The 19,719-nt window shown below is 45.2% G+C and carries 13 protein-coding genes; 4 read left to right on the top strand and 9 right to left on the bottom strand.

The features are described from left to right. The coding region (malT, locus tag ACED46_RS05405; protein WP_371721034.1) for an HTH-type transcriptional regulator MalT at positions 1–1,918 on the bottom strand (1,918 nt) is incomplete at its 3' end. A 568-nt stretch (positions 1,919–2,486) separates the two neighbouring features. Between malT and ACED46_RS05400 the strand changes: the two genes are divergently transcribed. The 3 genes from ACED46_RS05400 (at position 2,487) to glgB (ending at position 9,661) form a co-directional block, all read left to right on the top strand. Next, complete coding sequence (locus tag ACED46_RS05400) at positions 2,487–4,940, top strand: glycogen/starch/alpha-glucan phosphorylase (protein WP_371721030.1); 2,454 nt, start codon at positions 2,487–2,489, stop codon at positions 4,938–4,940. Between the two features lie 185 nt (positions 4,941–5,125). Continuing rightward, positions 5,126–7,306 (top strand): 4-alpha-glucanotransferase, encoded by a 2,181-nt coding sequence (gene malQ / locus ACED46_RS05395; protein WP_371721029.1) that lies wholly within the window; start codon positions 5,126–5,128, stop codon positions 7,304–7,306. Between the two features lie 174 nt (positions 7,307–7,480). Continuing rightward, complete coding sequence (gene glgB / locus ACED46_RS05390) at positions 7,481–9,661, top strand: 1,4-alpha-glucan branching protein GlgB (protein WP_017064240.1); 2,181 nt, start codon at positions 7,481–7,483, stop codon at positions 9,659–9,661. A gap of 98 nt (positions 9,662–9,759) precedes the next feature. Here glgB and ACED46_RS05385 read toward each other — a convergent pair whose 3' ends face one another. The 6 genes from ACED46_RS05385 to ACED46_RS05360 form a co-directional block, all read right to left on the bottom strand. Further along, positions 9,760–10,224, bottom strand: coding sequence for a TetR/AcrR family transcriptional regulator (locus tag ACED46_RS05385; protein ID WP_017061871.1), 465 nt, complete (start codon positions 10,222–10,224; stop codon positions 9,760–9,762). A 223-nt stretch (positions 10,225–10,447) separates the two neighbouring features. Further along, positions 10,448–11,287, bottom strand: a complete 840-nt coding sequence (locus tag ACED46_RS05380) for an energy-coupling factor transporter transmembrane protein EcfT (protein WP_371721028.1) — start codon at positions 11,285–11,287, stop codon at positions 10,448–10,450. Then, entirely contained in the window at positions 11,284–12,978 is a 1,695-nt protein-coding gene (locus tag ACED46_RS05375; protein WP_371721027.1) for an ABC transporter ATP-binding protein, read from the bottom strand. Before ACED46_RS05375 ends, ACED46_RS05380 begins: the two co-directional genes overlap by 4 nt. Before the next feature lie 6 nt (positions 12,979–12,984). Further along, on the bottom strand, positions 12,985–13,533 hold the full coding sequence (locus tag ACED46_RS05370) for an ECF-type riboflavin transporter substrate-binding protein (RefSeq protein WP_017066579.1): 549 nt from the start codon (positions 13,531–13,533) through the stop codon (positions 12,985–12,987). A gap of 302 nt (positions 13,534–13,835) precedes the next feature. Beyond that, positions 13,836–14,966, bottom strand: a complete 1,131-nt coding sequence (locus ACED46_RS05365; RefSeq protein WP_017061874.1) for an HlyD family secretion protein — start codon at positions 14,964–14,966, stop codon at positions 13,836–13,838. Next, on the bottom strand, positions 14,966–15,361 hold the full coding sequence (locus ACED46_RS05360; RefSeq protein WP_017061875.1) for a DUF3302 domain-containing protein: 396 nt from the start codon (positions 15,359–15,361) through the stop codon (positions 14,966–14,968). Before ACED46_RS05360 ends, ACED46_RS05365 begins: the two co-directional genes overlap by 1 nt. Positions 15,362–15,611: 250 nt before the next feature. On the opposite strand from ACED46_RS05360, the gene ACED46_RS05355 reads away from it, so the two are divergent. Further along, positions 15,612–16,514, top strand: a complete 903-nt coding sequence (locus ACED46_RS05355) for a DMT family transporter (RefSeq protein ID WP_371721026.1) — start codon at positions 15,612–15,614, stop codon at positions 16,512–16,514. A gap of 32 nt (positions 16,515–16,546) precedes the next feature. Here ACED46_RS05355 and ACED46_RS05350 read toward each other — a convergent pair whose 3' ends face one another. Both ACED46_RS05350 and ACED46_RS05345 read right to left on the bottom strand, forming a co-directional pair. Further along, positions 16,547–18,127, bottom strand: a complete 1,581-nt coding sequence (locus tag ACED46_RS05350) for a diguanylate cyclase domain-containing protein (protein WP_371721025.1) — start codon at positions 18,125–18,127, stop codon at positions 16,547–16,549. Beyond that, the gene (locus ACED46_RS05345) at positions 18,127–19,596 is read right to left on the bottom strand and encodes a hypothetical protein (RefSeq protein ID WP_017061878.1); all 1,470 of its coding nucleotides are present in this window, start codon (positions 19,594–19,596) and stop codon (positions 18,127–18,129) included. The genes ACED46_RS05350 and ACED46_RS05345 overlap by 1 nt, the downstream gene beginning before the upstream one ends. Positions 19,597–19,719: the final 123 nt, after the last annotated feature.

Raw genomic sequence — 19,719 nt, 5'->3', positions numbered from 1 at the left:
GCTGAATCTGGTCGATAAATTTCGACGCTTTATCAATCTCACCACGGCTCAATGAAATACGAGCCAGCATTGAGTAACTGTGCAGGTGTTTACTTGGTGAGTGGTGACCAAGGATATCTAAGCCCTTGTAGCAACACTCTTCCGCTTCATCTAGTCGGTTCCAGCACCAGAAGATCTGAGCTCTAACACGGAGCAAAAATTCATGCAGAGGCACGTATTGAAGCTGATGCTCTTCGATCAATTTGAATGCGCTGTCTTGTAGCTCAAACGCAGCTTGAACATAACCTTGAGCAATCAGGATTTCGCTCTGTTGCAGAATCGCCCACAGAGCTTGATGGTAAACTTGATACTGACGTGCAAGCTTTTCAGTTTGCTGCATCATAGGCAAAGCACGGCTCAGGTTGCCCATTACGTGGTTTACTTCACCGACAACAGAGGTCGCAACAATGCGGCTACGATAAACGGTTGTGTTAAGCTGGCTTAACGAAAGCTCAGCCAATTCCAATGCTTTCTCAGGCTCATTGCTGTTGATGGCAACTTGGGCGCGCAAGGCGTTGTATTGGCCTTGCTGCTGAGTATCAAGTTCAATGTTTCGAGCTTGATATTGAGTCTCAGCCTCTTCCAACAAAGTCCCCACTTGATCATACCGGTGCTGACTTTGTGCCAGCCAAGCGCGCAGCATTGATAGCTTCGGCTCACTGTATAGTTGATCCGTAGTCAGTTGCTTGATCGCCATCTCTAGAGATGAAAGTTCGCCCTGGTTGAACATCGGCCAACCGTGTTCCGTCAAAATTTGAATGATCAGCTCTGGATCTTCAGCTCGTTGTGCATGTCGCAGTGCTTGATGAGGCGTTTTCTGTTTGATCCACGCTTTCGCGGCACTTCGGTGCAACTCAGCTTCTTGCTGTGGAATTCGAGCTTGGCGCTCGTGGGCAAGAAATTCGCCGAATAGATTGTGGAATCGGTACCAGTTCTTCTCGCCTTCAAGCGGGTAGATGAACAAGCCAAATCGATTGAGTGATTCGATCATACCCAGTGCGTCTTCACGCTGTGTAAGCGCGCAGACTAATTCGTCATTGAAATGATCAAGTACTGAACACTGCATCAAGAACTGTCGGGTTTCTTTATCCAGTAGATCGAATACTTCTTCAACCAAGTAATCCCAAAGGTGGGCATGGTTAAAGTGAGAGAAAGACTCTGCCGATTGAGCCAGCGTGCGTTTTTGATGTTGAGCTTGAAGGGCAATAAGCTGTAACGCCGAAGGCCACCCCTCAACATAAGTACAGATACTGCCAGCGGTGGTGTCATCTACGCCATCGGCGACACGTTGGTTGAAGAAGCGCGTTGTCTCTTCAGTATCGAAAGCCAGCGAATCGTTGCCAATCTCAATCATCAAATCACGAACGCGAAGGTTTGCCGTGCCAAGTGGTGGAGTGCCACGGCTAGTCACAATAAGCGTCAGGTTGTCAGGCATATGCTTGAGGAAAAAGCGCATCGCCTCGTGAATGTCATCGTTATTAACTAAGTGATAGTCATCCAACACAAGAAAACATTCTTGGTGGAATTCAGACATCTCAGCAAACACTTCACTTAACAAAGAATGCAACGATGAAAACTGTCGTTTTTCTGCCAGCTTTTGGGCATTAGGGCAGGCATTTTGAGTCGCTTTGTTGAGTGATTGCATTAGGTAGTTGATAAAGCGAAAGGCATCGTTGTCGCTATCATCAATGCTGTACCAACCCACATTAGGTTTATCTACCAACCATTGTGCAGCCATGGTGGTTTTGCCGTAGCCCGCTGGAGAGCGGAACAACACAAGCTTATAGCAACCTGCATTGTGAAGCAGATCGAGAACCCTAGGTCGTAGGATTGCATTATGTAAGCGGCCGGGACGAGTCAGTTTCGAAGGGATCCACATGTCGAAGTTTTTCACCTATTCCGTGGCTTATGTTCTGGATTACCTCAATCTATCGTTGAGTGTAATCGAATGACATCAGCCTAATTACTTAAGTCTTCAATCATATTACGTGAAGCAAAACGGCACCGACTATGATCCTCCTCAGAAACCTTGCACTCCTGCATGTTTTTAGGCTTCTACGCCCTTTATTTGAGACTTTGCTCACGTTGCGGGTTGGTTTGTGAATGTGACTTCCTTCATTCCAACACGTGAATCTATGCAAAAGATGAGAGGACGAAATTATTTTCGTGATCTGAATATCAAATTTGATAATGACTTTAATCCGGTTAAATAAAAGTCACATCAATTGAAGGTAAGTTATCGAACGGGAGCTTGTGATCTTAGTCACTTCAAGTTTTTGTTCGAAGTCAGAACATGAGAGTCAGATCACTAACCCTATGTCGGTACGCCCCCTACGCCCTACCATCTACTCCTAGTTTGTTGCGTTAGCGGGAGGATGTTTAGTTAATGGTGACCATGCACGATATGTCACAGATGAATTAGAACTATTAAAAGCGAGATTTCTGAAATGAAACCAACTCAGCAAAAAACTTTCGATAAAGTGTCGTTCCAAGAAAGCGTTAAGAAGCATTTATCTGCAACCTACGCAACAACGATTGAAAACGCAGATAGCCGCGCATGGTACCTAGCAATGGGGCGTGCGCTAGCAGAACTCACAACATTTGATCTGTTAGAAACTGAAAACGATGAAAAAATTAAGAACGCGAAAAGCGTTAACTACCTTTCATTAGAGTTTTTGATTGGTCGTTTAACAGGTAATAACCTGATCAGCATGGGTCTGTATGAACAGATCACTCATGCAATGGAAGAGCTAGGTCAAAACCTAACTGATCTTCTAGAAGAAGAACGCGACCCATCACTAGGTAATGGTGGTCTTGGTCGTCTAGCCGCTTGTTTCATGGATTCTTGTGCCGCTCAAGAATATCCAACAGTGGGCTACGGTCTTCACTACGAATACGGTCTATTCAAACAGTCTTTCCAAGACGGTCGTCAACAAGAAGCTCCTGACGCATGGCGTGGTGTTGAAGGTTACCCATGGGAAGTGGCTCGTCCAGAACTAGCACAACACATTGGTTTTTACGGTCATGTAGAAGTTGAATACATCGACGGCAAAGAAGTTCGTACTTGGGTTCCGGGTATGGAAGTGAAAGCAATGCCTTGGGATCTACCTATCGTAGGTTACGAGTCAAACACGGTTTACCCATTGCGCCTTTGGGAATGTCAGGCAATCGCACCATTCTCACTAGCAAGCTTTAACAACGGTGACTACTTTGAAGCGCAACACTCGCTAATCGATGCAGGTAACATCACTAAAGTACTTTACCCGAACGACAACCACGAGAAAGGTAAGACACTGCGTCTAATGCAGCAGTACTTCCACTCAGCAGCGTCTGTTCGCGATATTCTACGTCGTCACGAAGCAGCAGGTTTCTCTCTAGAAGATCTGCCTAAGCAAGAAACGATTCAACTGAACGATACGCACCCAACGATCGCTATCCCTGAATTGATGCGCATCCTGATCGATGAAAAAGGTTTAACTTGGGACCAAGCTTGGGAAATCAGTGCTCATACGTTCGCATACACGAACCACACACTACTTCCAGAAGCATTAGAGACTTGGTCTGAATCTTTGATCAAACGTCTTCTTCCACGTCACATGGAAATCATTTTTGAAATCAACCACCGCTTCATGCAAGAAGTTCGCAAGATGTGGCCTGGTGACGGTGAGAAGCAAGCGAAGCTTTCTATCATCCAAGAAGGTTTCCACCGCATGGTTCGTATGGCAAACCTATGTGTGATTGGCTCTTACAAAGTAAACGGTGTAGCTGCGCTTCACTCTCAACTGGTTAAGAAAGACTTGTTCCCAGAGTTCAACGAAATCTTCCCAGGCAAACTGACTAACGTAACGAACGGCATCACGCCACGTCGTTGGTTGAAGTTCTGTAACCCAGGCCTATCTACGCTAATTACTGGCAAGATCGGCACTGAGTGGCCAGCAAAACTTGAGCAGCTAGAAGGCATCGCTAAGTTTGCAACAGACGCGAAATTCCAAAAAGAATTCATGGCTGTTAAGAAAGAAAACAAACAGCGCCTTGCTGATTGGGTTCAAGAGAACATGGGTATCGAGCTAGATACTAACGCTATCTTTGACGTTCAAATCAAACGTCTTCACGAATACAAGCGTCAGCACCTAGATTTGCTACACATTCTATCTCTGTACCACCGTATTCTTAACGAACCTGGTTTCGAGTGTGAGCCACGCGTATGTTTCTTCGCAGCGAAAGCAGCACCGGGTTACCACCTAGCGAAAGAGATCATCTTCGCGGTTAACAAGATTGCAGAGAAGATCAACAACGACCCTCGCATCGGTAACAAACTGAAAGTGGTATTCATTCCTGACTACCGTGTAAGCATGGCTGAAATCATCATCCCTGCAGCAGACGTTTCTCAGCAAATCTCACTAGCGGGTAAAGAAGCATCTGGTACGGGCAACATGAAGATGGCTCTAAACGGCGCGCTAACTATCGGTACGATGGATGGTGCAAACGTTGAGATTCGTGAAGAAGTGGGTGATGAAAACATCTACATCTTCGGCCTAGACGTTGATGGTGTTCAAGCACTGAAAGCTCAGGGCTACAACCCATACGACTACTACAATGCAGACCCACTACTGAAAGCATCTCTAGACCTATTGACTGGCGATGAGTTCACTCCAGGTCAACCAGGCCTTCTACGTGCAACGTTTGATAGCTTGCTAGACGGTGGTGACCCTTACCTATGTCTTGCTGACTTCGCGTCTTACGTGAAAGCGCACGAAGACATGGGCACGCAATACAAAGACCAAGCAGGTTGGGCTAAGAAAGCAATTCTTAACACAGCATTGGTTGGTAAGTTCACATCAGACCGCTCTATCCGCGACTACGTGAACAACATCTGGAAACTTGAAGCGGTTAACCGTTAATACTTCCAAAGTAGCCAAGGCAGTTTCTGCCTTGGCTCAATTAGCTTGTGAGCAAACGAAAGGCTTAAAGGTTTCGTTTATAAACAAGCTGCTTACAAACCGATTGTCACAAGCTAATTGAATAGTAAAAATTAAATTAACAACCCTACAAAATAGAAAGCGTCAGAACGTTTTCGGAGAGAGCGATGAAAGAACAGACCGTATTAAAACAAGTCGCAGAAATGGCAAACATTGCCGACAGTTACGTTAGTGCGTGGGGCGATGAAGCACAAGTATCAGACGAGACGATCACGTCTCTATTGGCTTCGTTGGGCTACGATACAAGCAGCGATGATGCACTGCTTAAGTCAGCAGAAAGAAAACACAAAAAAGATGTACTAGACCCAGTTCTTGTCTTGCGTGACGGTGAGCCAGTAGAAGTGGCGCTTAATCTAGGTGTAAGTGCTCGTGAAAGTGAGTTCAGCTGGCGCTTAGAAACCGAGCAAGGAGAGTTACTTGAAGGCTATCTTCAATCTCAAGTCATTCGTGACGAGCGTGCCGAGGGTGGCCCTTTAGTGTTTGCATTGCCAAGTGATTTGGCATGGGGTTATCACAAGCTGATTGTGAGTCGTAAGCGCCGTAAGAAGCCTTACGAGATGACATTGATAATTACGCCAAAAGCGTGTTTCAAGCAATCACCAATCGAGCAAGGCAAAAAGCTTTGGGGACCAAGTGTTCAACTTTACACACTAAGAACTCAGCACAACTGGGGTATTGGTGATTTTGGCGACCTTAAACAGCTTGTTGCTGATATCGCTTCTCGTGGTGGTGATTTTGTTGGCCTAAACCCAATTCACTCATTGTTCCCAGCGAACCCAGAAGGCGCGAGCCCATACAGCCCGTCGTCACGTCGTTGGTTGAACATCTTATACATTGATGTGAGCTCAGTACCTGAATTCGCATTAAGTGCTGAAGCACAACAAACGGTAGGCAGCGCTGAATTCCAACAGCGTTTACAAAAAGCTCGTGAAGCGCACTGGGTAAACTACACCGAAGTGTCTGAGCTTAAGATGAGAATCCTGCCTCTGTTATTCGCAGAATTTAAGACTCGTCATCTAGACAAGAACAGCGATCGTGCACAAGCGTTCTTAGCGTTTGTTGAAGAGGGCGGTGAAAGCCTGATGCATCAAGCGGCGTTTGATGCTCTGCACGGTGAGTTACATGCTGAAGATTCAGGTATGTGGGGCTGGCCTGTATTCCCTGAGAAATACCGCACATTCGAAAGCCCAGCGACACAGAAATACATTAAAGAGAACCTAGAGAATGTTCATCTTTACATGTACCTGCAATGGCTAGCAGATTGCCAGATCAACGATGCACAGTCTCTTGCAGAAGAGAAGGGCATGGCTGTTGGCCTGTACCGTGACTTAGCGGTAGGTGTTGCAGATTCAGGCAGCGAGACTTGGGCTGACGAAGGCAACCTAGTGATGGATGCGAGCATTGGTGCTCCACCTGATATTCTTGGTCCTTTGGGTCAGAACTGGGGTCTACCTCCGTTAAACCCAGAAGTGCTTCAAGAAACAAGCTACGACGCTTACATCAAGCTACTTCGTGCGAACATGAAGCACTGTGGTGCACTGCGTATCGACCACGTTTTAGGTCTACTGCGCTTGTGGTGGATTCCAAAGGGTGAGAACGCAACTAAGGGCGCGTACATCTACTACCCAGTACAAGATATGCTGTCTATTCTGGCGCTTGAATCTCACCGTTACCAATGTAGCGTTATCGGTGAAGATTTAGGAACGGTACCGGATGAGATTGTCGACATCCTTGCAGATGCTGGCGTGCACTCTTACAAAGTGTTCTTCTTCGAAACATCAGAAGATGACGGTGGTTTCATCTCACCAAAACACTACGCATCACAATCGATGGCGGCACTTTGTACTCATGATATGCCAACGCTTCGCGGCTTCTGGCATTGTGATGACTTGAAAATGGGTCAAGAGATTGGTTTATACCCAGATGCAGAACAGCTAGAAACCTTGTTCGACGACCGTCTGGAGTGCAAGCAAGGTATCTTAGATTCAGTAGCATGGCATGGTTTCCTACCAGAAGGTGTGGGCCGCGATGCGAGCCAAGTACCGATGGACTCTTACCTTGCTGAGGCACTTCAACTGCACGTAGCGGCTGGTGGTTCAACACTACTGAGCGTTCAGCTAGAAGATTGGCTAGAGATGGACAAGCCAGTAAACATTCCTGGCACGGTTGATGAATACCCTAACTGGCGTCGTAAACTATCAATGAACTTGGACGAAATATTTGCTCACGAAGGCGTTAATCGTATCGCTTCTAAGCTGACTGACGTTCGAGAAAAAGCCGGTAAGTAATGACGTGAGTGACTTGAAATTAGGTGGTTTTTTGCTTACGCCGTACGAAACTACAACCTCGGTCACTCAATAATGAATGCTCATCTGGTAGAATAAACCGTCGTTATATTGCCCGCACTAATAGCGGGCATTTTTGTATTATGTTTTTTGGATGTTTGGTTAGGGAGAAACGTTTTGGAACTAAGTTCGATTTCAAAGCAAAAACAAATATATACCCAACTATCACAGGCTTGTTTCACAGACCCATTCGCGTTTTTAGGGCCATACCTACCTTCTGAGCAAGGTGCATTACGTGTGTGGATTCCTGGGGCAGATAAAGTCGAGTTGATTGTTGGAAAGGAACCTCGTATTGAGTTAGCGCGAGAGGGTGAAAGTGGTTTCATTCTTAAGCAAGAGAGAGACTTACGTTTTACTCACTATAAGCTTGCGGTTGATTGGGCTGGCGTAGAACAGATCATCGATGATCCTTACCAGTACCACGATCTGTACGCGAGTTATGAAGATCTTCATACACCGAAAGATATGTATCATCACATGGGGGCTCAGTTTATTACGCTAGAGCGTGATGGACAGACGATTTCAGGTACGCGTTTCTTGGTGTACGCACCGCATGCAACTGCGGTAAGCTTGGTGGGTAACTTCAACGCTTGGGATGGTCGCCGCCACCCAATGCAACGCCTAGATTACGGTATGTGGGGCTTATTCATTCCTGAACTGGAAGAAGGCGCTCAATACAAGTTTGAATTAAAAGGACCAAATGGCGAAGGCTTACCACACAAAGCTGACCCATGGGGTTTCTACTCTGAGCAATACCCATCGTTCTCATCTGTAACTTACGATCACGCTCGTTACCAGTGGCAAGATACTCAATGGCAAAATCGCCCGGTAACGCAAAAGCGCAAAGAAGCGCTTTCGTTCTATGAATTGCATGCAGGTTCTTGGAAGCGTAACGCTGAAGGTGAATTCTTAAATTATCGCGAGCTTGCGGCAGAGCTGATCCCATACCTAACGGATCTTGGCTACACGCACGTTGAACTAATGCCAGTTTCAGAACATCCATTCTACGGTTCTTGGGGCTATCAGCCTGTAGGTCTATTTGCACCGACTAGCCGTTTTGGCTCTCCAGATGATTTCAAATACTTCGTCGATCAATGTCACCAAGCGGGTCTTGGCGTTGTTCTGGACTGGGTTCCTGCTCACTTCCCAAGTGATGATCACGGCCTAGCAAACTTCGATGGTACGCCATTATTCCATGATCCAGATCCACGTCGTGGTTGGCATCAAGATTGGAACTCGTACATTTACGATTTAGGCAAAGAGCATGTTCGTCGTTTCTTAGTTTCTAATGCACTGTACTGGTTCGAGCAATTCCACATTGATGGCATCCGTGTTGATGCGGTTGCTTCGATGTTGTACCTCGACTATTCGCGTAGCCATGACCAATGGATCCCGAATGCGGATGGCGGCAACGAAAACTACGACGCTATCGCAACCCTTAAGTGGATGAACGAAGAAGTGTATAAACACTTTCCGAATGCGATGACGATTGCTGAAGAATCAACGGCTTTCCCTGGTGTTTCAGCACCGACTTTTATGGGCGGCTTAGGTTTTGGCTTTAAGTGGAACATGGGTTGGATGCACGACAGCTTGTCTTACATTCAAGAAGACCCAATCAACCGTAAATATCACCACGATACGATTACCTTCCCACTGGTTTACGCACACAGTGAGAATTATGTATTGTCTCTGTCTCACGATGAGGTGGTTTACGGTAAAGGTTCTATCCACAACAAGATGCCTGGTGATGAATGGCAGCAAACGGCAAACCTACGTGCTTATATGGGTTACATGTATGCGCAACCAGGTAAGAAGCTGAACTTCATGGGTGCAGAATTTGGTCAGACGGCTGAATGGAACCATGACGACCAGCTGCAATGGTTTTTGCTGGATTACGAGCGTCATCAAGGTGTTCAGCGTTTAACGAAAGACCTGAACAATCTGTACCGCTCTGAAGCTGCAATGCACGATCTTGATTTTGATCCGAAAGGCTTTGAATGGCGTCTACAGGACTCTGCTGAAGCGAGCATTCTTGCGCACGAGCGCATCAGTGAATCTGGTGAGCGAGTATTGATAGTGTCTAACTTTACGCCAGTGCCTCACGAGCATTTCCGCTTAGGTGTTCCTGCAAAAGGTGAATACGCATTGTTGTTGAATACAGACTCTGTCGACTATGCAGGCAGCGGTTTTGAAGTGAAGCAGACTGCTGAGATTGAATCTGTAGAAAGCGAAGGGCTAGACACATCGATTGAGCTGCGTTTGCCGCCGTTATCGACCGTTTTTTACAAGCTAAATTAGGTCTATAAGTTGAGCAGGTCATCGCTGCTCACTTTTCTGAAAGTCTAAAAAAGGGAACCCTAGGGTTCCCTTTTTCTATTTCAGTAAGCTGGTTAGCGTTACTTGAAGTTGGTGAGATAGAACATTGAGCGTCCGACTACCATTTCAAGGATTCGAACTGAGTTGTTGCCGAAACTGTCCAACATCTTTTCACGAAATTCGCCGTTCGAGCTGAGGTTAAATTGCTCAGGATTCTTGATTTGCGAAGCATGGAAAAACATCAATTTAATCACGTATCGAAACTGCTCATTATCTAGAGCGGCTTGCCAAGATTGGATAAAAAGCGCTTCCGATGAAAAGTCTAGACTGTCTATAACGATCGATAGCATGTGTTCGTGAAGTACTGAGCGAATAGCGCGGGTCGACGGATAATAGCCCTGAAGCGTCGTTAAACTAATGCCAATCTCTTGAGCAATCCTTGCATAAGTTAGTGCTTCATGTCCTTCAGCCAGAAAAAGGTTTAGTACGATCTCATCGTAGTTTTTTTGATTTTCTAGTTTCTGTACTTGAGTAATTCGAGCCATTACAAATCTCTATTGAGTGTAGCATTCTGTAAACGAGTATATTAAGAGCTTCTGAATTAAATCTCAAACTCCAAGGGTAAATAACTGGTCAATTTATCGTTAAATATAGTCAGTATTGTGTCATTGGTTCAATTATCAATCAGATTTTGGCATAAACAAAAACACCGCCCTATTGAGCGGTGTGTTATTTAAAGTCTTTGTTTATCTATGCTAATTCAGATGACTAGAACGGATACCAAAATAACTGCGGCTCTAGAATGCGTTTCGCAATGGCTAACACCACGATAAAAGCGATGACACCTAAACAAACAAAGTCGATACGTTTCAAAGGTGCATAGCTATACCAAGTGCGAGCTTTGTGTCGGCCAAAACCTCGTAACGTCATTGCGTTAGAGATCTCGTCTGCTCGGTCCAAGCTAGAGAAAATGAGCGGGCCTAGAACCTTAGCCACATTTTTGATTCGAGTAATTAGAGGCGCTTTCTTTGAGAGCTCTACACCACGAGCCTGTTGAGCATGCATGATATTGATGAAGTCTTTCTTAACTTCTGGCAAGTAACGCAGTGTTAAGCTGACCGCATAGGCGATCTTGTAGGGAACACCGATACGGTTGAGGCTCGCAGCAAACTCCGTTGGATGCGTTGTGAAGACAAAAATCAACGCTATCGGGAACATGCTCATGTATTTGAGCGTAACAGTGACTAAGTAAAACAGAGTCTCTTGGCTCAACGAGTAGTTACCCGGCAATGTCAGCAATAAGGTCTCGCTGCCGATGAGCTCAGTACCTTGCTGTGGAGCCAGTAGGTACATGAACAGAGCATTTAGGCTTAATACACTCGCCGTTCCTAATAACAAAGGCTTGTACACGCGTACAGGCACATTGGTCAGCTTTAGCAGGTATAAACCAGTCACAATAAGCAGTGCAATCAATCTTAGGTCGAACGTAGTTAAGACCACGGTTACCCAAGCTAAGAAGAGCGCAAATTTGGTGATGCCGTTAAGTGCATGAAGCGGTGATTTTGTATCAATGTAATTGATGCCGAATTTTACTTTTGATACGTTCATTGAGCGCTTCTCTCGTAGTCGATGAAGTACTGCATGAATGCGTTGGTGTCGTCGATTTTCATCATAGTCGCGAGTTCATAAATGCTGGTGGTACAAAGATTTGCGCGTTCTAACAGCGATGGCTGACTGAATACTTCCGTCATCGCGGCATTGGCAATCAGCTTGCTGTCAGCAATGACAATTGAGCGTGTGGTGTACTCTAGAACAAGGTGCATGTCGTGTGAAATGATCACGACGGTGATACCTAACTCGCGGTTAAGCTTTTGGATAAACGCCAGCATTGAGGTGTAGTTGCGGTAATCTTGACCCGCTGTTGGTTCATCCAAGATCAGAAGCTCTGGCTCCAATACTAAGATAGAAGCGATCGTTACGCGTTTTTTCTGACCGTAGCTTAGCGCTTCGATCGGCCAGTGGCGGAACTTACTCAGCCCACACAACTCAAGAGCATGCTCTACTTTTTCTGTGATCAGCTCTTCTGCAATGTTGCGGTTACGAAGACCAAAAGCAATCTCATCAAAAATCATATGATGAGAGATCATATGATTTGGGTTCTGCATCACGACACCGACTTTCTGGCTTCTTTCAAAGATAGAAAGCTCAGATAGGTCTTCACCATTTAGATAGGAAGAGCCTGAATCGGCATCGATCACACCCATGATGAGTTTAGTGATGGTAGATTTGCCTGAACCGTTTTTGCCTAAGATTGAAACGAACTCACCCTTACCAATCTTAAAGCTGACATCTTCGAGAGCGTTCTTTTCACCATCGTAAGAGTAAGTCAGGCCGTGGACCTCAAGCAAAGGTTGGTACTGCTTCTCGGCAACTGGAGTCGGGCGCTCTGCAAACCAAGCCTGAACCGCAGGGCGGAATCTTTTGTAATCGAGAGCTTTGAGGTTTGATAGCTTATCTTCACTGGTCAAAAGTGCTTTCGCTGCCTTCAGAGCAGATAAATAAAGTGGTTCACGAATACCGTGTGTTTCAAGCAGTTCAGAAGCTAAGATTTCATCGGGTGTCATGTCCGCGACAATTTCACCGCGCTCCATCAAGATCACTCGATCGATATCGCGATGTAGTACATCTTCAAGGCGATGCTCGATGATGACTATAGTCTTGTTGGTTTCTTTATGAAGTTGGTCGATGATTTCGATAGTCGCTTTACCCGTTTTCGGGTCAAGGCTAGCCAAAGGTTCATCAAACAACAGGATGTCAACGTCATCAACTAAGATGCCCGCTAATGACACGCGTTGTTTCTGGCCGCCGGATAAATCATGTGGTGAGCGATCAAGCATATCTGCTAAGTCGACCATTTTTGCTGTCGACTTAACCAGAGGGTACATATCAATGTTCGACACTAACTGATTTTCCAGTGCGAATGCGATGTCTTCGCCAATACTCAAACCGACAAATTGGCTATCAGTATCTTGTAATACTGTGCCAACCTGCTCGGTATAGTCGTGCATAGAAAAATCAGAAATGTTCTTACCGTTGATCTCTAGAGAGCCAGTCACCTCACCTTTGATAGCATGAGGAATCAGACCGTTAAGGCATTGACCTAGGGTAGATTTACCACTACCGCTTGGTCCAATAATGACGATTTTCTCTCCTTTCTCTATCCTTAGATTGATATTTTTTAGCGTCGGTTTATCCAGCGACTCATATCTAAAAGAGAAGTTCGAAAATGCTATAGTCATTATCGCTTATGCCTCAGTCAGGTTACGGCTTTGTTTGTTGCGTTTAGCGACTGATTTTAGGATCAGTAAGCCAACAACAGCGATCAGAACGGTGTTACCCGCAGCAATGATAGAGAGTTGAGTGAAGACTTTAGTAAACGGTTCTGCATAAAGGATGGTATCTAGGAATGCAGAGCAGCCGTAACCAACCACATTACCGGCAAGGGCAAGTACCACAAACAGCGCGAAGTCCTTCATAGGCAACTCACCTTGCTGAAGGCGGTTCTTGGTCAACATCGGGAATAAGCCGATAACCATGCCTACGATACCTGAGCCTAAAACCCAAGTTAACCACACCCCCCAGCCTGCGAACAGATCCGTTACCCAGTGACCGATAAAGCCAACTAAGAAGCCAACAATAGGGCCGAACAAAACAGAAAACAGTGCTAGAACTGCCATTGCTGGTTTCAATGTCGTGTTAGCAAACACTGGGACACCAAACATAGGTAAACCACCAATGCCGTACAGTGCAGCGCCAATGGCGATAACGACCACTGTTTTAGCTGAAAAGTTCATAGATAACCTCGAATTCTGAAAAATAAAGCAAAATAAAGAATAAATATTCGCCATTATTAATATGCGTCTCAATGAGAACGTTTTTTGGGCAAATATAAAAAATAAGGCGCGCATTATACAGTAGAACCCTTCCATAAGGGAAGGTAAGTGTCTAGATGTCTAAAATTCCATCTGAACACCTAAATATCGTGTAAAAAGCGTAATTTTACGGTTAATCCAGCAACAAAAAAGCCAGAGCGAGTCTGACTTTTTCATTCGTCTTAACAATGTGTTAAGCGGGTTCGTCACGTACCTTTGACCGTTTAGTGGTCTAGGTATAGATAGTTTTGCCAACTCTTCATGCGAATAAGGACCTTGCGCATGATTGAAACGTGGGTGAAGCTGTCAGAATAAACGGCAACTTCAACCGCGGTACCCATAGGTAAATGGTAGTCAGACAGGTCATCAGTGATGGTCATTTTAGCAAATACGCGTCCATTAGTACGAAGTGCATTGGTACCAATAAGTGTCCCGCGCGCTTGAATTTGACTCTCACCAATAGCTGGGATTATTTCATCAATGCGTCCTTTGAAAATCTTGCCTGGTAGTGCTCTGAATAAAAATTCAGCTTCGAAACCAGGATGCAGTCGTTGCAATGAGTTTTGTCTGAATGCTGCGATGTAGTATTTTTCTTCCGTATGGACAAATGTCATGACAGGAGCAAGAGGTAGCGGTACAGCCATTACGCCTGGACGCAGTGCTAGTTGTGTAACATATCCATCCGTTGGTGCTCTCACGACCGTTTGGTCAAGGTTGAATTGAGCCTTACGTAAGTCTGCAAGTAATCCTGCCACTGCGGTGTTCTCGCCACCAATTTCAGAATTTAGAGCGATCTGAGCTTGTTGTTGACTTGCTTCTGCTACTTTTACTGCTGCTTCCGATGCCTTATAAGCTTGTCTACGAGTATCCAATTGTTGTTCGGTAAACGCACCACTTTCAAAGCCACGCTTATAACGAGAAAATTCGCGTTGCGCTTTGTCTCTTTCTGCAATCGCTTTGATTTTAGCAGCTTCAGCTTCAGCAACTTGAGATTCAAGCCCAAGTGCTCCTTGGCTTGCTTCTTTTACTTTCGCTTCGAGCTTAGCGACTTCTGCTTCAAAAGGGATAGGGTCAATTTTAAAGAGGATGTCTCCTTTCTTTAAAGGAGAATTCGCCTCAACAGGAACCTCAATGACTTTACCTCTAACGCCTGAAACAATTGGAGTCGTTGAGTAAACTTGGTTGCCAAGTTGTGTGAAAGGATGGTTGTAGTTCATTAATAGGATCAATGTTCCTACGATGACCACACCACCGAGCACTGCGGTAGGCACTGTCCATTTGTTTAGTGGGATATTAAATACTTTGAAAATAGTGATACAAAGTGCCGCGTAGGTCATTATCAGTAGTAAATCCATTACTTAGCCTCCTGATCTTGAACGTTGTTTGACTCTTTTTTTGTGCTGCTTTGTTTAGTATTTGCTTGTTTGAGCTGTGCGATCTCTTCTTGAAGGGTGCTAACTTGATCGATTAAAACATCCACTCGGTGATGAATATCGTGCTGCTCTTCTTCGAGTTTTTCGAAGCCCCAGCCTCGGTCTTTCCGCCATAATGTTGCCCAAATCCATAGAAAGGGCCAAATTGTGTGCAAAGTGAATAGGCTAACCCAGCCTGAGACGTGAATTGCGTCTTGGTGAGGATGATTACGTTCTTTGGCTATTTCATAAGGGATATCGTGAATAACGATGATGCCGTAAAAGATTACTAATGCTACGAAAATAAGTAAGCCGAGCGCAAAGTAGTCTAAAAACATAACAGATCCTTGTAATGTTAGATATTAGTTATAAATATACTACGCTATCATCCAAGTAATTGTTATAAAAATGATTTACCGAGTTGAAAATAATGTGTTGTCGCTTCTAATGCGAATAAAAGCATTGATGAATCTTATAAAATCTCATCGCGTTTGAAGAGGCTATTTCGGCTTTCTGGTTGGTATTTCAGCTGAAATGATGACAGCTACGATTCTAAATGACGTGCATAACCACAAGGGATAAATACGGATGTATATAGGTGAATTGGCGGCCATTGGCGCTGCAATTGTGTGGGCATGTGCGACATGGATCTATGGGCAATTTGGACATCGCTTCTCTGCGATGCAATTGAACATTGTTAAGGGTGTAGTAGCCTCTGGCATGATGCTGTTGGTCATGCCGTTAATACCGATGCCTGAATTTGAATTGAGTACCAACCATTTTCTGATATTGGCAATTTCAGGTGTGATTGGCATTGCGATTGGAGATAGCGCCTATTTTGCGGCGTTGAAAAGAATCGGTGCCAATAAGACGCTGTTACTGGAATCTTTAGCCCCGCCTCTTTCTGGTGTGCTGGCATTAATGTTCCTGGGCGCTGTATTGACAGTGCAAAGTTGGCTCGGTGTCGTGATTACAACACTAGCGGTGACCTTCGTTGTCTTCCAGCCATCAAAATCGGCGAGCGGTGAATCGAATGACAAAGCACAGTGGGGTGGCATTGGTTATGGGCTTGTGGCGAGTGTTTGTCAGGCATCCGGTGTAGTGATTTCTCATTACGCGTTAGTGGCGGGTGATATCCCACCATTATTAGGTGCACTGATTCGTCTCACGATAGGTGTGTTTGCAGTAATGCTGATTATCCTTTTTGTTGAAAAGAAGCCGTATTCATCGATAAAAAGAGATTTATGGGAAATGACCAAGCTCGATAAACTGTGGTTATTAGGAGCAATCTTTGTCGGGACGTTTCTCGCTCTATGGCTTCAACAAGTGGCGTTGAAGAATGCTAACCCTGCGATTGCACAAACGTTGATAGCAACCAGCCCGGTCTTTATTTTGGTGATTTATGCGCTGAAAGGGGAGAAGGTGTCAAAGCAAAGTATCATAGGCACACTTGCCGCCCTTGCTGGTATTTCTCTGTTCTTTTATCAATAAGCAGTTGGCCTAAGCTACAGAGCTATATGCCACTACTCTGTACACACTTGATTACGGCCGTTGGCTTTAGCTCGGTATAGCGCTTTATCCGCACGGTAGAAGGTGCGTTGAGTATTCTCTCCGTCACGATGCAAAGTGATACCAATACTCACGGTCAAACCACGCTCCCCAAGTATTTCATGCCATCCAAATTGGAAGATGCGCTCTCGATAATTTTCAGAGTGCATTTCTGCCTTCGGAAGATCAGTGTTCTCTAGAATGACGAGGAACTCTTCTCCACCAAATCTGACACATGACGCGCCTCTAAACTTAAAGTATGAACGTAGCTCTTGAGACACACTAACAATCGCTTTATCGCCCACTAAGTGACTCAGTTCATCATTGATAGACTTGAAGTGGTCAATATCAATAACCATCAGCGCGAAAGAGGTACCGTGCAGAAGCATGTCTTTCAGTTTCACATCTAACCAGCGGCGGTTGTGCAACCCTGTTAATGGATCTGTGAATACGTCTTGTTGAAGCTGAGCCACCGCATTCTTGTGTTGTTCGGTTGTCTCTTTGAGCTCTTTGTTCTCTTGTTCAGAGAGAATGAGTTTGAGTTGTAACTCAAAACGAGACAGTCGGCGTAGCTGGCTTGCACCGAGTTCACTGATCGGGATCTGCTTCATCAGATCGGTTTCAATTCGGTAGCCTTTTTTCTCATAGCTTAGCGCTTCTTGAAAACGCCCTTGATTCATACACACATCACTCAGCGAATCGTAGAATCGTTTTGCAAGTACTGGCGACGAGTAGGCTTTCACGCGTTTGTCTGTGCTTGACAAAATCATGCTCGCGTAGTCTTGCTTGCCGGTTGCACTTAGGCAATGTGAGAGCTCTAGACGAGTCATGGTTGCAAGCCAGCTTGCTTGAGTGCTGTTGGCTGGGTATTGAACCTTAGACAGACAGCGTAGCGCTTCATGGTGTTTTTTCTTAGCGCGCAGCACCTTTGCTTGGTAAAGCAGTATTTGAGCTGTGAGCAACTTGTCACTGACCAAAATACTCAGTTCTTCGCACTCATTCAGTAAATCGCTGGCTGCTGTAATGCGATTGAGTAGAAGTAGGCTTGCTACCATATGCAGCTTGAATTTGAGGCGAAGTGAGCGACTGCTTATCGCATGGTCTATGCTGCTGATTTTTTGGTAGTAACGAAGTGCTCTGTTGTGATCGCCATAGGAATCACACAGGTTGCCCATGCCTAAAATAGCTAATACATACTCATCGATATGACCGTGTTCAACCGCGATAGTCGATGAACTGACGAATTCATTGAGTGCTGAGGTGTAATCACCAGTTTCAACTAAGCGGTCACTTAAACTGGTTTTGACTGTTAGAATATCTTCGATATCGGCAGGAAGGTGGAGCAGATCGAGTGCTCGTCTCAACTCTTCGATACTGGTTTGATTTTGTTGTAACTCGGCACGGTATTCAGAGCTAATGATATAGCAGTGCGCTTGCTCTGTTTGCGTTGTCGAAACGTGCTGACGAATGTGGTTCCAGAAGATGATCGCTTCTTCACCTGATACTGATGAAGGGTCTAAACCGGCGTCTGTGATCTTGCTTAATAGAGTTTCCATTATTCTATTACCTCAGCATCGTCTTCTTCTAATTGTTCAAGCGTGAACGGGAACGTCAAAATATCATTGAGGCTGACGGTCGGTTTCGAACCCTTTAGTCCTTTTCTATGCCATGGATAGATATCAAGCATGGTGCTGAGAGTTTGGAAGGTTTGCTCTGCGGCTTCGCCTTTTTCGGAAAGCATAAGGGCCACACGTTCAGAACTTAGCCTTGCGATGAAGTCATTCTGGTTACATAAAGCATGAGCAATCTCGGTACAGACATCTAAGTAATCAGTATCGACATGATGGAACATAATGATGCTGTGGTTTGAACGTTTAAGCTCTGTCTTGAACAGCACCAACTTTTCCCACCAAAAGGTTTCAGAGACAACGTAAGAGAGGTGCTTTTCAGGATCGTACTCGTGCTGACCGCGAATACGATTAATCAGTTTTCGTGCTCTCTGTTCAAGTTGGCGTTTTGAACTGCGTGCTTTGTCCAAACCGACACGTGTCGTTTGCTCTTTGAGCATGCCGATAGAATATTGACGGTACTTTTTAAAGGCGACGAGCGCGGCTTGGAAGTCTTGGTTTTCTTCCGCCACCAAGGATTGTTGGTAACAGATTTGGCTCAGCAACTCGCCATTATCGAACTCGTTTGCGGATTGTTCTGCGAGCCTCAGTAATTCCGCCGCTTGTTCTGGTCTTTTTCTCAGGAGCTCCAATCTAGCTCGGCTGATGTATGAGTGCGCCTTCATCCAAACTAGGTTGTGTTCAACTGCCAGATTGTGCGCTTTGGCCGTGGCGCGCTCCGCGTCATCTAAGCGTTCAAGACCAAGTAGGGCAAGGCCTCGAAAGTCCCATACCTCTGCATGCCAAGTGTTATCTTTATGGTCTTTTAATGCTTCTTCTGCACCGTCCAATACCGACAGCATTTCAACATAGTTGTTGAGCAGGTAGTAATCCCACGCAAGCAGTATTCTGGCTTTACCCTCTAACCAACCAATGCGGCTGTTGTTAGCAACTTTAACGGCAAGCTGGTGGGTAGAACGTGCAAGTTTATATTCGTGGGTCATCCGCCAAATATTGCCAAGGCCAATGAGGCATTCAATTTGAATTTCGACTTCATCAACCAACGCGGACTGCTCTAAAGCATTGATCCAGAACTGTTGGGCGGAATAGTACTTGGCTTGTCCCCAGAACTGGAGCGCGTGTAAATGGAGGATTTCAGGGAGAAAAAGGTCGGTATCTAATCGGCTTTGGCGCTTGTAGGCTTCCTTGATGTATTTTAAACCTTTTTGGTAATCCATCAGGTTCCAGCTACATCTTGCCATTAACATTAATGACTGGATGGCACCCTCTTCAAACAGAACTTGCTCTGATCGGACTAGGCACTGTTGGGCAATCTCTAGGATCACCGATGGCTCAGAGTCGACACGAGTTTTGAGTTTTTCTAATTCTGTTTCAAGAAGGTACTGATTTTTGTCCAAGACTTACATCCATGATTATCGAACATATTGATAACACAATCATTATAAGAGTGTAATTTGAGATAAGCACCAATTATCTTTCGTAGAGCGTCAAAGGAACATCGATCTTTTCTAATTATGGGT

This window comes from Vibrio sp. 1S139 (genome assembly GCF_041439475.1).
Lineage (GTDB): Bacteria > Pseudomonadota > Gammaproteobacteria > Enterobacterales > Vibrionaceae > Vibrio > Vibrio crassostreae_C.
Note: the sequence above shows the minus strand (reverse complement) of the source record. Positions and strands in the feature narration are given on the sequence as shown.